Origin of the sequence: Rheinheimera sp. (assembly GCF_036782235.1) — a bacterium.
Taxonomy (GTDB): Bacteria; Pseudomonadota; Gammaproteobacteria; order Enterobacterales; family Alteromonadaceae; genus Pararheinheimera.
Genome location: NZ_DAIPZL010000002.1, coordinates 329,462 through 343,694 on the forward strand (window position 1 = coordinate 329,462; position 14,233 = coordinate 343,694).

The 14,233-nt window shown below is 50.0% G+C and carries 12 protein-coding genes and 1 riboswitch; of the genes, 2 read left to right on the forward strand and 10 right to left on the reverse strand.

From position 1 onward, the window contains the following. Window positions 1–5: 5 nt before the first annotated feature. From V7P87_RS03695 to srmB, 8 genes are all read right to left on the reverse strand, one after another. On the reverse strand, window positions 6–1,244 hold the full coding sequence (locus V7P87_RS03695) for a sensor histidine kinase (RefSeq protein WP_333796218.1): 1,239 nt from the start codon (window positions 1,242–1,244) through the stop codon (window positions 6–8). Then, entirely contained in the window at window positions 1,222–1,923 is a 702-nt protein-coding gene (locus tag V7P87_RS03700) for a response regulator transcription factor (protein ID WP_333796219.1), read from the reverse strand. The genes V7P87_RS03695 and V7P87_RS03700 overlap by 23 nt, the downstream gene beginning before the upstream one ends. Next, complete coding sequence (locus V7P87_RS03705) at window positions 1,923–2,324, reverse strand: DUF3019 domain-containing protein (RefSeq protein ID WP_333796220.1); 402 nt, start codon at window positions 2,322–2,324, stop codon at window positions 1,923–1,925. The genes V7P87_RS03700 and V7P87_RS03705 overlap by 1 nt, the downstream gene beginning before the upstream one ends. After that, window positions 2,318–3,187, reverse strand: coding sequence for a MipA/OmpV family protein (locus V7P87_RS03710; RefSeq protein WP_333796221.1), 870 nt, complete (start codon window positions 3,185–3,187; stop codon window positions 2,318–2,320). The genes V7P87_RS03705 and V7P87_RS03710 overlap by 7 nt, the downstream gene beginning before the upstream one ends. 213 nt (window positions 3,188–3,400) lie before the next feature. Continuing rightward, a complete protein-coding gene (locus tag V7P87_RS03715) occupies window positions 3,401–5,062 on the reverse strand; it encodes a methyl-accepting chemotaxis protein (RefSeq protein WP_333796222.1) in 1,662 nt (553 codons plus the stop codon). Window positions 5,063–5,140: 78 nt separating this feature from the next. After that, window positions 5,141–5,872 carry a transporter substrate-binding domain-containing protein gene (locus V7P87_RS03720; protein ID WP_333796223.1) on the reverse strand — a complete coding sequence of 244 codons (732 nt, stop codon included), beginning with the start codon at window positions 5,870–5,872 and terminating at the stop codon, window positions 5,141–5,143. A 189-nt stretch (window positions 5,873–6,061) separates the two neighbouring features. Beyond that, window positions 6,062–8,995 carry a bifunctional diguanylate cyclase/phosphodiesterase gene (locus tag V7P87_RS03725; protein ID WP_333796224.1) on the reverse strand — a complete coding sequence of 978 codons (2,934 nt, stop codon included), beginning with the start codon at window positions 8,993–8,995 and terminating at the stop codon, window positions 6,062–6,064. Between the two features lie 519 nt (window positions 8,996–9,514). Further along, on the reverse strand, window positions 9,515–10,774 hold the full coding sequence (gene srmB / locus V7P87_RS03730) for an ATP-dependent RNA helicase SrmB (protein ID WP_333796225.1): 1,260 nt from the start codon (window positions 10,772–10,774) through the stop codon (window positions 9,515–9,517). Between the two features lie 164 nt (window positions 10,775–10,938). Between srmB and V7P87_RS03735 the strand changes: the two genes are divergently transcribed. Next, window positions 10,939–11,682 carry a tRNA1(Val) (adenine(37)-N6)-methyltransferase gene (locus tag V7P87_RS03735; protein ID WP_333796226.1) on the forward strand — a complete coding sequence of 248 codons (744 nt, stop codon included), beginning with the start codon at window positions 10,939–10,941 and terminating at the stop codon, window positions 11,680–11,682. Window positions 11,683–11,717: 35 nt separating this feature from the next. Next, on the forward strand, window positions 11,718–12,920 hold the full coding sequence (locus tag V7P87_RS03740) for a winged helix-turn-helix domain-containing protein (protein WP_333796227.1): 1,203 nt from the start codon (window positions 11,718–11,720) through the stop codon (window positions 12,918–12,920). A 50-nt stretch (window positions 12,921–12,970) separates the two neighbouring features. Here V7P87_RS03740 and V7P87_RS03745 read toward each other — a convergent pair whose 3' ends face one another. Both V7P87_RS03745 and fldB read right to left on the reverse strand, forming a co-directional pair. After that, on the reverse strand, window positions 12,971–13,339 hold the full coding sequence (locus V7P87_RS03745; RefSeq protein WP_333796228.1) for a DUF3718 domain-containing protein: 369 nt from the start codon (window positions 13,337–13,339) through the stop codon (window positions 12,971–12,973). A 121-nt stretch (window positions 13,340–13,460) separates the two neighbouring features. After that, window positions 13,461–13,555, reverse strand: a riboswitch (cyclic di-GMP riboswitch). A 97-nt stretch (window positions 13,556–13,652) separates the two neighbouring features. Then, on the reverse strand, window positions 13,653–14,207 hold the full coding sequence (gene fldB / locus V7P87_RS03750) for a flavodoxin FldB (RefSeq protein ID WP_333796229.1): 555 nt from the start codon (window positions 14,205–14,207) through the stop codon (window positions 13,653–13,655). Window positions 14,208–14,233: the final 26 nt, after the last annotated feature.

Here is a 14,233-nt window from a genome sequence, read left to right on the forward strand (position 1 = left end):
TACGGCTACAGCGGCAGATACAAAGCCGCTGTAGCCCCCTGGCCGGCATCCTGGCGTAGCTCAAAACGACCCCGGTGTTTTTCTGCCACTCTTTGCACTATCGACAAACCCAGGCCATGGTGTTCGATCAGATCCGGCTGCTGTGTCTGTTGTGCTGTCTGCGCCGGTAGGCCTTTACCATCATCCATGACTTTAAGCAGCAGTTGACGGCCTGTATTGCTGTTGATGATTTCAGCACTGACCCAGACCCTGTGTTGGGCAAAACGCAGCGCATTGGCAATTAAATTATTCAGTGCTCTGCTCAGCAGCTGTTGATCCGCACTGATGGACAGTCCGGCGTCTGCCTTGAGCTCAATGCAGAGGCTACTGTGCTCCCGATAAGGCTGCAGCAGCTGTTGCAGATAAGGTTGCACACTAAACTGACTTAACGATAATTCGTTGTCGTGATAACCACTTTGCGCCAGTCGCAGATATTCATAAACGTTTGATTCTATCTCTTTGACATTATTGTTTATTTGCTCACGAAACTGCTCAATTTTGTCGGCCTGTAACAAGTGGCTGATAAATTTCAGCCGTGCCAGCGGGGTTTTAATATCGTGACACACGGTCTCGGCCATTTCGGCCTGAAACTTATTCAGTTGTTCAATTCTGCTGGTCATATTACGCAGCGACTGCGCAAGTGGCGCCAGATAGGAGCTTTCAGACAATACAAAGTCGGGGAATTTACCAAAGCGGATATCGGCCAGTGCACTTTGATGCAGCACTTCCACATCGCGGAATAAGTTACGGCTGATGCGAAACAGCAGCAATAACAACAAAAAATAAAACAGGTAAGCGGCGTCAAGCCCGGCCGGTGTTGCCACAGGCCAGTTGAGCTGATTCAGACACAATAGCTCACCACTTTGCTCAACACTACACAACATCTGAGCACCACTGCTGTCGGTCAGTGGAATAATGCTGCTGGTTCCCGGGCTGACCACCCCTTGCCAGAAGCCGGCCGGATAAACCAGAAACAACGAATCATCACAGCTTTGTGCCTGATCCACAGAGCAGCTCAGTGCTTTGTCGTGCTGCCGGAGTTTTTGCACTGCATCCAGCACCAGTCTTGCATCGACTGAAGGAGCCTGTTGCTGTTGTTGCAACTGATACAGCTGATTCAGACTCAAAGCCAGCAGCAACACTGTGCTGGTCAGCACCAGATAAAAACGCAGCAGCGGTGAGCTAAACAGCAGGGGAATTTTCATAAGACAGGTAATACCCTTCGCCCCAGGCTGTGACTATGTTCCATTTGGCGTCGACTGCCTGCAGTTTTTTGCGTAAACGTGACACACGGCCATCCATGGTGCGGTCCATGCCATCGTATTCCCGCCCCAGCTGTTCGCGGAACAACCAGTTGCGGCTGACAATTTTGCCAAACTGCAGCAATAAGGTTTGCAACAACATAAACTCGGCGTGGGTCAGTGGCAGCGTTTGACCGGCCAGGGTGACACTGCGGCATTGGCTATCCAGCAGCAGATTAAACTGCCTGTATTCGGTGCTTCTTTCTGCCTGAGGTTTGGCTGTTGCTTTGGGCAAAAACACCTGAATTTTTGCCAGCAACAAGCGGGGATCCAGCGGTTTGAGCAGATAATCCTGGGCGCCCAGGCCAAGACCGGTCAGCTGGTGCTGCAGCTGGGTCTGAGCTGTCATAAATAAAATAGGGCCGGGGTAACTCTGGCGGATCTGTGCAACAAATTCAAAACCACTCTGGCCCGGCAGCATCACGTCACAGAGCAATAAATCAATCTGTTGTTGTTTGAGTAACAGCTGGGCTTTTTGACTATGGCTGGCCAGGCTCACCACATAACCCTGTTGTTGTAAAAAGTCTTTGGTCAGCCGCGCCAGCGCGACATCATCTTCCAGCAGCAGAATATGAAAACTCATCAGAAAATACTCCAGCTCAGCCGACGTTCCGGCAGCGATGAATAGTCAGTTTGTTGCAGATATTTAACGGTTTTGCTGCTGACGAGCTGATGGTTTTGGGCGTCTCTGAGTTCCAGCACCAGATTACTGTCGATGGTGACATTCAGTGGGTACTGATTGATCTGACTGCCACAAACCAAGGTTCGGCCAGGTTGTTGTTGTTTGTTTAAACATAAGATGGTGTGGCTTTGCCAGCTGATCAACAAATCCACAGTACAGCTTTGCTGGCCTTTGGCGATACAAGCCTGAGGCTGCACATTCAGTTGTGGCGCTGGTAATGCCGCATTTTGGTTTTGTTCTGCTTGCGCCAGGGCAGAGGCCGCCAACAGCAGGCAAAACAATGTGGATCTTGTATTTACCATGACCAGAGCACTCCGGCAAACCAGATATCATGCTGGCGTTTGGCAAAATACAAACTGTGCTGATACGCATCCGGCAGCCATTCGCGCCGCCAGTTCAGCAGCAACCTGGTATTGTCTTTCAGCTGATAACTGCTCTCCAGCCGCAGTGCCGGTAACCACTGAGCGCCCGGCTGGTATTGATAAAGTCTGAGTTCTGGCCGTTTTACCGATAAGGGGTGGGTATCTTCAGGGCCAACACCAAAATAATAGTTGCTGTAATTTGAGGATAAATACCGATATTCAGCAGTTACAGCCAGGGCAACAGGCCCACTTTGCCAAAGGTAGCGGGCTTTTTGCTGCCATTCCAGTCCATGGTGCACCTTACTGATATCCTGTTGCAGTGCACTGCTCAGTTGCCAGTTTTGTTGGTTGTAAAACAGGCTGATGCCGGTCAGATAACTAAACTGGCGTCGCTCTGGGGTTAACAGCTGATCCAGCCTGCTGCTGGTGGGCATCACAAAGATTTTTTTTGATTTGACCAGACCGCGCAGCAGGGCGTCTTGCAACGGATCTTGTCGTAACAACAGCGCATCAAAACTTTGTTTTGTGGTCAGATCCAACGAAAAACCCTGGTGTTGCCACAGGTTGTAGCCCAGATCGAGATTTTCCAGATAAAAACGCTGCCGGTAATAACTGACCCGTGGCAGCAAATACAGGGGAGTTGCATTCCCCTGATGCAGAATATTGCCATACTGGCCATAACCAACAGCCAGCGACAAGGTCGTGTTGCCAGGCTGTATAGCTGCGGGCTCTGCGAGTACAAAGGGCGCATAACTACAGGCAAGCAGCAGGCTCAGTTGTAAGGTCAGTTTTGGTTTGTTCACGATGATCAGCAAAAAAAGTACGATGTATTGCTGGCAGCATAACCAGAATTTCACGCTGCTGTATAGCAAATTATCAGACGAACCTAATTTAGGTAATTAAAAAAGTTTAATAAAAATAACAACATATATAAATTATGTAAGTCAGTGCCGGCACTTATCAGGGAATTGTTAGCAAGTTTCCGGCAGCCGGCTCACCCGGCTGCCGCTTGGTGCTCAGGTGCGGTAACTGCCGACCAACTGATCCAGTTCGGTGGCCAGTTTGGTTAACTGCCGGGTAATACCGACGGCCTGTTCAGTGCCTGCTGCGGTTTCCTGGGCTATCTGCACTATTTGGTGTACGTTCTGGTTAATGGTTTCTGACACTGTGGTTTGCTCTTCAGCTGCGCTGGCGATTTGATTATTCATATCGTTAATAGTGGCAACAGATTGCTGAATTTCACTGAGCGCCTGTTCCACTTTGCCGGCTTCCTGCACTGTGTGCTGGCTTTGATCCTTAATTTGACTGATGGCCTGCACAGCGTCGCGTGCACCTTGTTGTAACCGGCCTATCATCTGATTAATTTCATCTGTGCTGCTGGCGGTGCGGGCCGCCAGGGTGCGCACCTCATCGGCCACTACGGCAAAGCCACGGCCCTGCTCACCGGCGCGGGCGGCTTCAATAGCGGCATTCAGTGCCAACAGGTTGGTTTGATCGGCAATACCGCGGATCACTTCCAGTACCCCGCCAATATTCTGGGATTCAGTGCCGACAGCGGCGATGACCTGCACACCTTTTTCGACCTGTTGTTCCAGGCCGTTGATCACCAGAATGGCACCATCGAGAATTTTGGCTGAAGCCTCTACCTGCTGGTTGGCGGCATGGGCAGCCTGGGCGGCGCCACTGGCGCTGTTGGCAACATCCTGGGCTGTGGTGGCCATTTCATGCATGGCGGTAGCCACCTGATCACTTTCGGCATGCTGGGTTTGAACCCCCTGTTCAGTGTTGTGCATCAGCTTGGCCAGCTCGTCGCCTGAGCTGCGTAATAAAGTGACCGAATCACGTACATTGGTGACGAGCGTAGTGACTTTGCCGGCAAAAGCATTAAAAGCATCGGCCAGAGCGCCCAGTTCATGGCCCTGGCTATTATCGAGGCGCCGGCTTAAATCAGCATCACCACTGGCAATATCCTGCATAGCCGCTACTGCTCCGCTTAAAGGTTTGGTGATACTGCCGGCAAAAAACACACCAAAAGCGGCCATGATGGCCACCAGTACTATCGCCAGCAACACCGATTGCACCAGGCCAGCCTGCACTTCTGCTGCAGTTTTTTGCTGCAGACTCTGAATATTTTGCTCCAGATCGTCAATATAAAAGCCAGTGGCCAAAACCCAGTCAGTGCCGGCTAACAACACTGCTTTGGCCAGCTTGGGTGCCGGTGTTGTGCTGCCTGGCCTTGGCCAGTTGTATTGCACATAATCACCGCCTTTAGTGGCTGCTGCTATGTATTCCTGCACTAAAAAGCGGCCTTCCGGGCTTTTTGACTGCAGAAAGTTTTTGCCTTCCCGCTCCGGATTGTCTGCGCTCACTACCTGCACTCCGGCTTTGTCATACACAAAAAAGTAGTTTTTGCCGTTGTCATAACGCAGGCTGCGTAAAATGTTTTTTTTCTGCTCCGGATCTGTGGTGACGGACGTGGCTGTGGCAGCAAGTTCTAAAAATGCATCCAGCTGGGCGCGGCGCTCCTGATACAAGGACTCTTTTAGTTGGGTTGCCCCCTGGGCTGCCACTGTGTTGTTGTGGCTGATGGAGAGCAAAGTGAGCACCAGTGCCACCAGCAGCACCGGCACTATGGCTAACCACAAAATACGCTGGCGTATCGACAGATGTTTAAGCATATAAGTTTCCTTCTGTGAAGCTGTGGCCTGTGCCACTGTGTTGCAGCTATCTGTGTTGGCTGAGACTCCAGAGAGTGTTCAGCCCTGATGCGTACGTAGCAGTTGTTCAATCGCTGGTGCTGATTGAGCAGCCTCGGCGCGCAGCCGGTCCAGCTGGCCTGAGGCCAGCCATTGCAACAACAGGCGCTCTACCTGTTGTTGCAAGTGTGGCTGATAAAAACCGAGCCGGTACTGTACCTTCGGCAAAATGGCAAAACTGACAACTGGTGTTTCGCTTTGTTTCAGTTCAGCTAAACGCCGGTAAAAAGTATTTTTATCCATGACCAGCAGATCGCTGCGGTTTTTCAGCAGCATCTGCACGGCCTGGGTATGGTCCAGCAATTCCTGATAAGACTTAGCCTGCTGGCTGGCGCTGGCAAATTCCGGCCCCAGCACCTGGCGGGCATTTTGAAAAGCAACAATGTTGTAGGGCTTTAGATCGTTGATGTTGTTCAGCTCAACTTTGCTCTCTGCCAGTGCAAACACCTGATTGTCAAAACTGGTGTAAGGGCTGCTGTAAAATAACCCCTTGAGCGCCAGACCAGACTGGCGGGTCGCTATGTGCAGTTGCTGCTGTTGTAATAACTCGGTAAGGCGGGCATAAGGGGCTGTGACAAAACGCACGTCGTAACCCAGTTCGGTGAACAGCCGGTAAGTTAATAACACTTCAAAGGTATAAGATCGGGGTTGGGGCCCGGCATGAAGCTGGTCGCTGTAACCAATGCCAACCTGCAACAAAGGTTTAGCGGCAACTGCTGCATGCTGCAGCATACACAGTAGGATCACAAGTGAAAGAACAGAGGATAACGGCTTGATAATCATCAGTTTGTGCAGGTGTTGTCTGGGCCAGCCTTCAGATTAGCAGAACTGGCGCGGCAATAATGTACAAATCTGTGCAGCATCAGTGCCGCCTTGGCAGCAACAAGAATACAAGACAGCGCAGGTTGCTAAAGCCGCCTTTTATCCGTAGTGCTCAGGCTCAGACCAGGCGGCAGGAATATAAAGTCTGACCTTGTCTGGCAGGGCTGCGGCCGGCAGTGGTTTACTAAACAAATAACCCTGGAATGCCGGACAACCGGCCTGTAATAAACAAGCGCGTTGTGCTTCAGTTTCCACACCTTCGGCCACTACACTGAGCTCAAGATTAGCAGCCAGTGCCAGAATAGTACGCACTATGGCGGCAGCATTGCTGTTGTGCTCCACGTCAGTGACAAAAGAGCGGTCAATTTTCAGGACATCCAGCGGCAGTTTTTTTAAGTAACTTAACGATGAATAGCCGGTGCCAAAATCATCCAGCGAAAAACGCACCCCCATCTGCTGTAAGGTACGCATCTTTTGCACTGTTAAATCCAAATCCTGATGCAACATACTTTCGGTAAGTTCCAGCCTTAACAGCTGTGGATTTGCACCGTGCCGGTTTAATGCCTGCTGCACTTGTTCCACAAAATGTTCATCATGGAACTGGCGGGCACTGACATTGACCGCAATGGTCCAGAACGATTTTTCTGGTTGCTCTGCCCAGAGTTTCAGCTGTAAACAGGCGGCATCCAGCACCCACTGACCCAAAGTTAAAATCAGATTACTTTGTTCGGCCAGTTCAATAAAGGCGCCCGGCATCACCAGGCCTTTGAGCGGATGTTGCCAGCGGATCAGCGCTTCGACACCGGTAATTTGATTAAATTTATCTACAATAGGCTGATAATAAAGGCAAAACTGTTGCTGCTCTAAAGCATCGCGCAGTTCCCTGAGCAGCTGCGCTCTTTCCGTCACTTCAGCTTGTAGTGAAGGGTTAAAAAAATGCACTCTGTTACGGCCAGCATCTTTGGCTTTATAGAGCGCCATATCAGCTTGTTTTAAGAGTTCATCCGCATCGTCACTGCCGCTGTGATAAAGCACAACCCCGATGCTTGGTGAAGTTGATACTTTCTGGCCGGATAACTCAAAAGGCTGCAGCAGATAGTGCCTGATGCGTTCCGCTTGTTCACTGGCGCGAATTAATGCCAGTTCGGGCTCTGGCGCTATATCCTGCAGCAGTACTACAAACTCATCGCCGCCAATTCGAGCTATTGTATCTTGTTGGCGAATGCAGTGCTGCAGACGGTCTGCCACCTGGCGCAGCAGTGTATCGCCAGCGGTATGGCCCAGGGTATCATTGATCTCTTTAAAGTTATCCAGATCCAGCAACAGCACGGCACCATAGTGAGGTTGTCTGCTGCAGTTTTTAATCAGTTGCATCAGCCGGTCACGCATTAAGCGTCTGTTGGGTAAACCTGTCAGTTCATCATGGAATGCCAGGCGCAGTGCTTCCTGTTCGGCTTTTTTCCGTTCAGTAATATCGGCTCTGATGGCGATATATTGTTGTGGTTTTCCCTGTTCGTTCATAAAAGGCACTATAGTGGTGAACACCCAGTACAAAGATCCATCTTTGGCTCTGTTACATATTTCGCCATTCCAGATGTTGCCACTGCTTATCGTGCGCCATAACCCAACAAAAAAACTGCGTGGGTGACAACCCGAATTAATCAGACGGTGATCCTGCCCTAGCAGCTCTTCACGCTGGTATTTGGAAATAGCACAAAACTTATCATTTACCTGAATAATCTTACCGCTGGCATCGGTGATAGCCACTATAGCGTGGGCATTTAATGCTGCAGTTAAATCCGAGACTTCTTTGAGACTTGCCACTAACTCGCGGTTGCTGCGTTCGAGTTCTGTGGTGTCGCTGACAATAGCGATCACTCCCTGCACCTGGCCTGAATGAATTTCCGGTACGAATGTGGCGGAGCGATACCTCAGCTCGCCCCTTTGGTCAACAAAGGTGTATTGCAGATCGGCTCTGCCGCCTTGCAGAGCCTGCTGCATCGGTTGTCTAATCAGCTGTAATACGTCTTCCGTTAGTGGCGGCCCCAGCGTTTTTCCGGTCAGTTCTGTGGCCTTTACCCCGAGAAATTGTGCAAATACCGGATTGACGTAACGATAACGAAGTTTCGGGTCAAACTGTGCCACTGCCACTGTGAGGTTGTTCAGTAAGGTGTGCAGCTGTAACTCGCTGGCCTGCAGTTTTTGTTCTGAGGCATGCAATAACTGATAGGGCTCCTGAACGCTGGTTAAAAAGGTTGCTCGGTACACCATGGCATAACTGACAATCTTAAACAGATGGCCAAGAATATTAATAAAGTCACTGGTGCTGCTGTAATAACTCAGTGCAATTTCACCGAGCGCCATGGCATAACAGGCTTGTGCCAGATACAGCCAGGTTTGTTGTCCGCTTTGCCGGTAACGGCGGAAAAACCAATAAACCAGCAGCAGATTGCCGGCGGCAAGGCTTAGTTCAATCGCTGATTTTAACGGCGTGACCCCTTCACCAATCTGGAAAAATACCGGCAACAGGTTCAGATGGGTCTGACTGAATGCATACAACAAAACCACTGCGGTCAAACCCAGCAGCAGCCAGAGATAACGGGAGCCCTTCAGGGTAAATCCGGTTGCAATGGCCAGCATGGTCAGCAGCTCGGCACTTCGGCCGCTAAACCAGAAAAATATCGCTTTTTGCACCGGATTTTCCTGCTGCATCAGCGGCATACCATGAAAGCTCAGGGCATGAAAAACATCGGCCGCTGTGACCAGTAAAAAACCAAAAATTAAGGTGTTACTCAGCTGCTGATAATTCTGGCTGACGCCATGAAAAGCCATCAGCACCACCATACAAGACACCAGCACGGCAAAAAGCTCAAAACCCAGATGTAAAAATGCCGTCTGGTGTAAGTCGCCATGAAATATTTTAAAACCAGGCAGCAGCAAAAAAATCAACAAAATCAAGCTTAAAATCACGCTAAAAGCTGCAAATTTCCATTCTGTTCTGTTGAGGCTGGGGTTGGTTTGTGGTAATTCCATTCAGCGTGCTCATCACTCAAATCACCGTTGTCCTATGGTCGGAGCAACATGATGTATTGTTTCAGTAGTCGAGTTATTTTGCCTGACCTTGGATGTCGGGCACAGTATTCGCTGATACTGCGGCCACTCTTTATTACAGAAGCATCGTTTGTTGCTATTTCTGCCGTCGATGTAAAACAATATCAGGCTGAATGTATTTTCTGGCTGGTCAACCGGCTGAACACGAGCTTTTTTAGTGTAGCCGGTGTGCGGTACCAGAACCACAACACAGCAGATTAAACAAAAACAGCCGGGCACACTGTGCAAAAGTGTACAGTCAGCACTCACACTTTGGGTTCTGCGGGCTCGGACTGTACGTTTTTGTACAGTTTTTGGGAAGATGTTTTGGTACAACTGTCAGGTCAAGTTAATTGACGGTTTGTGTTGTATGGAACCGCAGGTAAAGCTTTATCGCCTTATCTTTAAGCCGCCTTCAGTGAGGGCGGCTTTTTTTTGCTGTTTTTGGACTTGAGCCGCGGCTTAAGCTTTGGCTTTGGCGGCCTTTTTCAGCGCTTTTTTCTTGGCGGCTGATTTAGGTTTTTTGGTTTTGCCAGGGGCCTTGGCTTCTTTGTGTTTAGGGCGCAGTTCTTCAATAACCCGGCGTTTTAATGCCTGCTGGGTGTAACGCTCAACTTTGCCTACCACGCCAATGTCATGGGCTTCCACCAGGGAAATAGCAATGCCCTTTTTACCGGCGCGGCCAGTACGGCCAATACGGTGCACGTAAATGTCGGCGGTGCGCGGCATATCGTAGTTGATCACATGGCTGATATCGTCAATATCCAGGCCACGGGCCGCCACATCTGTCGCCAATAAAATCCGCACCAGACCCTGGCTAAAGCGCGACACCGCCTGCAGCCTTTTATCCTGTGGCATTTCGCCCTGTAACCAACAACATTTTAAACCGGCTGCTTCCAGCTGACCGCTTAAGGTGGCCAAACGCTCACGCGTTTTGACAAAAACGATCACCTTGGTCAATTCCGGTTGTTGCAATAAATGTTTTAACAGCGCCAGTTTATGCTCAGCATCGTCCGCTAAATGGATCCACTGGGTAATTTTGCCCAGTTCCCGGCGGGGCGGCGCCGCTTCCAGCAGCAAAGGCTCTTTCAGCGCGCGTTTGGCAAAACGGCTGATGGCAACCCCTTCCAGTGTGGCGGAAATCAGCATGGTCTGGCGGCGGCGTTTGGCTTCTAAAATAATACGATCCATCTCACCAACAAAACCCATGTCGAGCATGCGGTCGGCTTCGTCCAGGATCAGCACTTCCACTTCATCGGCCTGGAAGCTTTCTTCATTCATGTATTCAATCAGCCGGCCCGGTGTGGCCACCAGAATGTCGTTGTTTTTTTCCAAAGTTTCTTTGTGGCTGCCGTAGTTAATACCACCGGTAATGACACCGGCATTTAACGAGGTAAACTGGGTCAGCAGTTTAATTTGTTCAAAGATCTGAAAGGCCAGCTCACGGGTCGGTGTCATGATCAGCACCCTGGCAAAACCCGGATCGCGGCGTGGGAAGTCAATCAGATACTGAATAGCAGGCAATAAAAAGGCCAGGGTTTTGCCTGTACCTGTTGGTGCGCTGGCCAGAATATCGCGGCCTTCCATGGCAGGGCCAATGGCCAGCTGCTGAATACTGGTTGGTTTGGTAAATCCGCCAAAGGTCAGCGCTTTATTGATGTCATCATCAAACTGAAAATCGGCAAATGAGGTGATTTCTACTTGGCTGATATCGTCAGTCACAGTCGCAGTACCTTTTTAAACAAATCATTGAGTTAACTTTAGTCGGGCAAGCGTTCTGTGACATCATGCGGGCTGACAACCTGATGGTGGATGCCGTACACTGCTTGCGGTTTGAGGTGGCATCACAGCAACCTCACTGAATTTAGTTGATCCCCGGGTGTGTTATGAGCGCTGGTTTTCGCTGTAAACAATTTTATGTCGCGCATGACGCCTGTGCGATGAAAGTCAGCACTGACGCTTTATTATTAGGCGCCTGGACTCAGGTGCCAACTGACGGTTACCTGCTGGATATCGGCTGCGGCAGCGGTATTTTATCGCTGATGCTGGCCCAACGTACTGCGGCTTCCGTCTTGCTGGATGCGGTAGAGCTGGACAGCGCTGCTGCCATTCAGGCTGCTGACAATGTCAGACAAAGCCCCTGGTTAGACCGGATCCGGGTGATCAAGCGCGACATTCTAACCTATCCGGATAGTTGTGACCATCCACATCAGCGGCGCTATAAGCTGATTATCAGTAATCCACCCTATTTTGCCGACGCGCTCAAATCCAAAGATGAACAACGCGCCAAAGCCAGGCATACAGATTCACTGTCTTTTGCTGATTTATTGGCAACGGCAGCCAGGTTACTTTGTGACGACGGCCAGTTCAGCCTGATTTTACCTGCTGATGCGGCTGTGCAGTTCTGGTTGCTGGCACAAGAAAACGGTTGGTGGTTACAAAGAGCAACAGCTGTTGCCAGTAGCGCGGAAAAACCGGTCAGCCGGCTGTTGATGACGTTATGCCGCCAGCAAGACTCAGCCAGGCTGTTGTCATTAGCGCAGGCTGAGCCTTTGTTGATCCATCAGGCGGACGGGGCTTACAGTGCAGATTACCGGCGGTTATTACGCGACTTTTACCTGAAATTTTAACCTTCTCAGATGCCTGAAACATAAGGATCAGCACCATGACCCAGCTGCCGCTTAGCCCTGATGAATTTCGTTTGCTGAATTTGCAGCAGCAGGGTTTGTTGCAAAAAGCCAAAGGCAAAGCCGGCACCCTGAAGATGATCCAGCAACTGGGTTATGTGCAGATTGACTCTATTCATGTGGTGCAGCGCGCCCATCATCATGTGCTGGCAAGCCGGGTGAAAGATTATCAGAGCCAGTGGCTGGATGAGCTGCTGGCCAAAAAACAGATTTTTGAATACTGGTCACATGCCGCCGCTTATCTGCCGATGGCGGATTATCGTTTTAGCCTGTATCGCAAGCAGCAGCTACAACAGGGCAAAAAACACTGGTTTGACCCGAATCACCAGCAAATGCACGAAGTGCTGGCGCGGATCAGAGCCGAAGGGCCATGCAAAGCCAGCGACTTTACCGCCACTCAGGCTAAAAACGGCCCCTGGTGGGACTGGCAACCGGCAAAACAGGCACTGGAGCAGCTGTTTATGCAAGGTGAGCTGATGGTGGTGCGCCGTGACAAATTTCAGAAAGTATTTGATTTAACAGAGCGGGTTTTACCGGCTGGGTTGGATTGCCGGGTGCCGGACGAGCAGGAGTTTGCCGCTTATCTGGTGCAAAAGTATCTGCAAAGCCATGGTTTTGGCTCTGTGGCGCAAATCTGCTATTTGCGCCCCGGCATCAAAGCGGCGGTAGAGCAGCGTTTGCTGCAGCAAAGGGATGCTGGTCAGCTTGTCAGTTTTCAACATCAGCAGCAGCGTTATTTCTGGCAACCCGATTTATTACCACCCGCCCGTTGCCGGCGCCAAATCAGTTTGCTGAACCCTTTTGATAATCTGGTGATCCAGCGACAGCGGCTGGCGCACTGGTTTGATTTTGAATATCAGATTGAAGTTTATGTGCCTGAAGCAAAAAGAAAAGTAGGGTATTACAGCCTGCCTGTGCTTTATGGCAGTATTTTTATTGGTCAGCTGGACGTAAAGGCCGAACGCAAAAATGGCCTGTTGTTGTTACAGCATCTGCTGTTATTGCCCAAGGTAAAACTCACAGCACAACTGGCACAGGCACTGGGGCTGGCACTGGCGGAGTATTGCCGTTTTAATCAGTGTCACAGCTGGCAATTGGTGAAAGCTGATGCTGAAGTAAGCCGCTGGTGGCAACAACAAGGATTGGATGGTGCTTTACAACAACAACTGCTGGCGGGTTAAACAAAGAAAAAAGGCGCCAACACAGGCGCCTTTTTCACAACTGAAAGCAGTTAGCTTGAGCTACGGGCTTTTAACGTTTCGATAATTGGCGACTGGGCAAAACCGTTGCTGGCGGCCCATTCAGCATCACCCATTTTAACGATAAAACTGCCTGGTAACTGCTTGATGATAAATTCAGCAGTATCAGCGGCGTTGTGCTTGATAGCAAAACGGATCATCGGTAAACCGTCACAGGCAACACCTTCGTACACGTTTTTCAGACGCAGGCGGCTGTCAGATAAAGTTTTACGCAGGTTGTTTTTGTCATCAGCCTGGATATAAGAACACAGAGATTGTGCAACCTGATCATTGGCAGCTGCAGTGGTAGTAACAAATGGGGTGACTAATACAGCAATCAGAGGTAAAAACTTTAATTTCATGACCAGCTCCGGTTCCGGGTTGTTTGCAATCTTGGCAAATGGATTTCAGAAGCGGCAGTCAGTGCGGAACACGGCTGGACAACAACAAAGATTTTGTTGCGCCCTGACATCGTTTTTTTACGATGGTAACCCAGCTATCATGAGTAACTCATTGAATTACTTTTAGATCTGTGGCTTTGCGTGTTCAGCCTTTCGACTGACTTGCCCTTCAGTGGCGCGCATTCTATGGAAAGCTTTGTACCTATGCAAGTTATTTTTTAACATTTCTGCTTTTTTTCTGCACAGTTCAGACCAGCGGCCGCTCTGAGACGGATTAAGGCAGTTCCGCCAGCTCCGCCATTTCATCCAGCAGCTGATTTAACCAGCGCATCACCCTGTCGTCGGTCTGGTCGTATTGATTTTCTTCATCCAGTGCCAGACCATAAAACCATTCGCCATCTTCGGTAACAGCTTTGGATTGGATAAAGTCATAGCCTTCGGTTGACCAGAAACCAATACGCTGACACTGCTGTTCGCTGATGGCATGATGCAGCATGCCAAGGGCATCTAAAAACCATTCGGCATAACCGAGCTGGTCGCCCATACCGTACAGCGCGACAATTTTGCCGCTTAAGTCAACACTGCTGATGTCATCCCACTGTGCTTCCCAGTCTTCCTGTAATTCACCAAAATCCCAGGTGGAAATGCCGAGGATCAGCACGTCAAAATCGGCCATCCGGCTCAGAGGCTGCGTTTTTAAATTATGAAGTGTTACACTGCAGTCCTTTGGCAGCGCCGGATCTGCAGTTAATAACGCCTGAATTTTTTCCGCCACCATTTCGGTGTAGCAGGTGGTTGAACCGTAAAACACAGCAATTTTTAATGACATAACAAACCTGCGTCAGGTTATTTTAA

Bases quoted from the DNA above. Each gene is read 5' to 3' on its own strand.
- V7P87_RS03695 (WP_333796218.1), bottom strand. From the start codon at position 1,244: ATGAAAATTCCCCTGCTGTTTAGCTCACCGCTGCTGCGTTTTTATCTG.
- V7P87_RS03700 (WP_333796219.1), bottom strand. From the start codon at position 1,923: ATGAGTTTTCATATTCTGCTGCTGGAAGATGATGTCGCGCTGGCGCGG.
- V7P87_RS03705 (WP_333796220.1), bottom strand. From the start codon at position 2,324: ATGGTAAATACAAGATCCACATTGTTTTGCCTGCTGTTGGCGGCCTCT.
- V7P87_RS03715 (WP_333796222.1), bottom strand. From the start codon at position 5,062: ATGCTTAAACATCTGTCGATACGCCAGCGTATTTTGTGGTTAGCCATA.
- V7P87_RS03720 (WP_333796223.1), bottom strand. From the start codon at position 5,872: ATGCTGCAGCATGCAGCAGTTGCCGCTAAACCTTTGTTGCAGGTTGGC.
- V7P87_RS03725 (WP_333796224.1), bottom strand. From the start codon at position 8,995: ATGGAATTACCACAAACCAACCCCAGCCTCAACAGAACAGAATGGAAA.
- V7P87_RS03735 (WP_333796226.1), top strand. From the start codon at position 10,939: ATGAGCGCTGGTTTTCGCTGTAAACAATTTTATGTCGCGCATGACGCC.
- V7P87_RS03740 (WP_333796227.1), top strand. From the start codon at position 11,718: ATGACCCAGCTGCCGCTTAGCCCTGATGAATTTCGTTTGCTGAATTTG.
- V7P87_RS03745 (WP_333796228.1), bottom strand. From the start codon at position 13,339: ATGAAATTAAAGTTTTTACCTCTGATTGCTGTATTAGTCACCCCATTT.
- fldB (WP_333796229.1), bottom strand. From the start codon at position 14,207: ATGTCATTAAAAATTGCTGTGTTTTACGGTTCAACCACCTGCTACACC.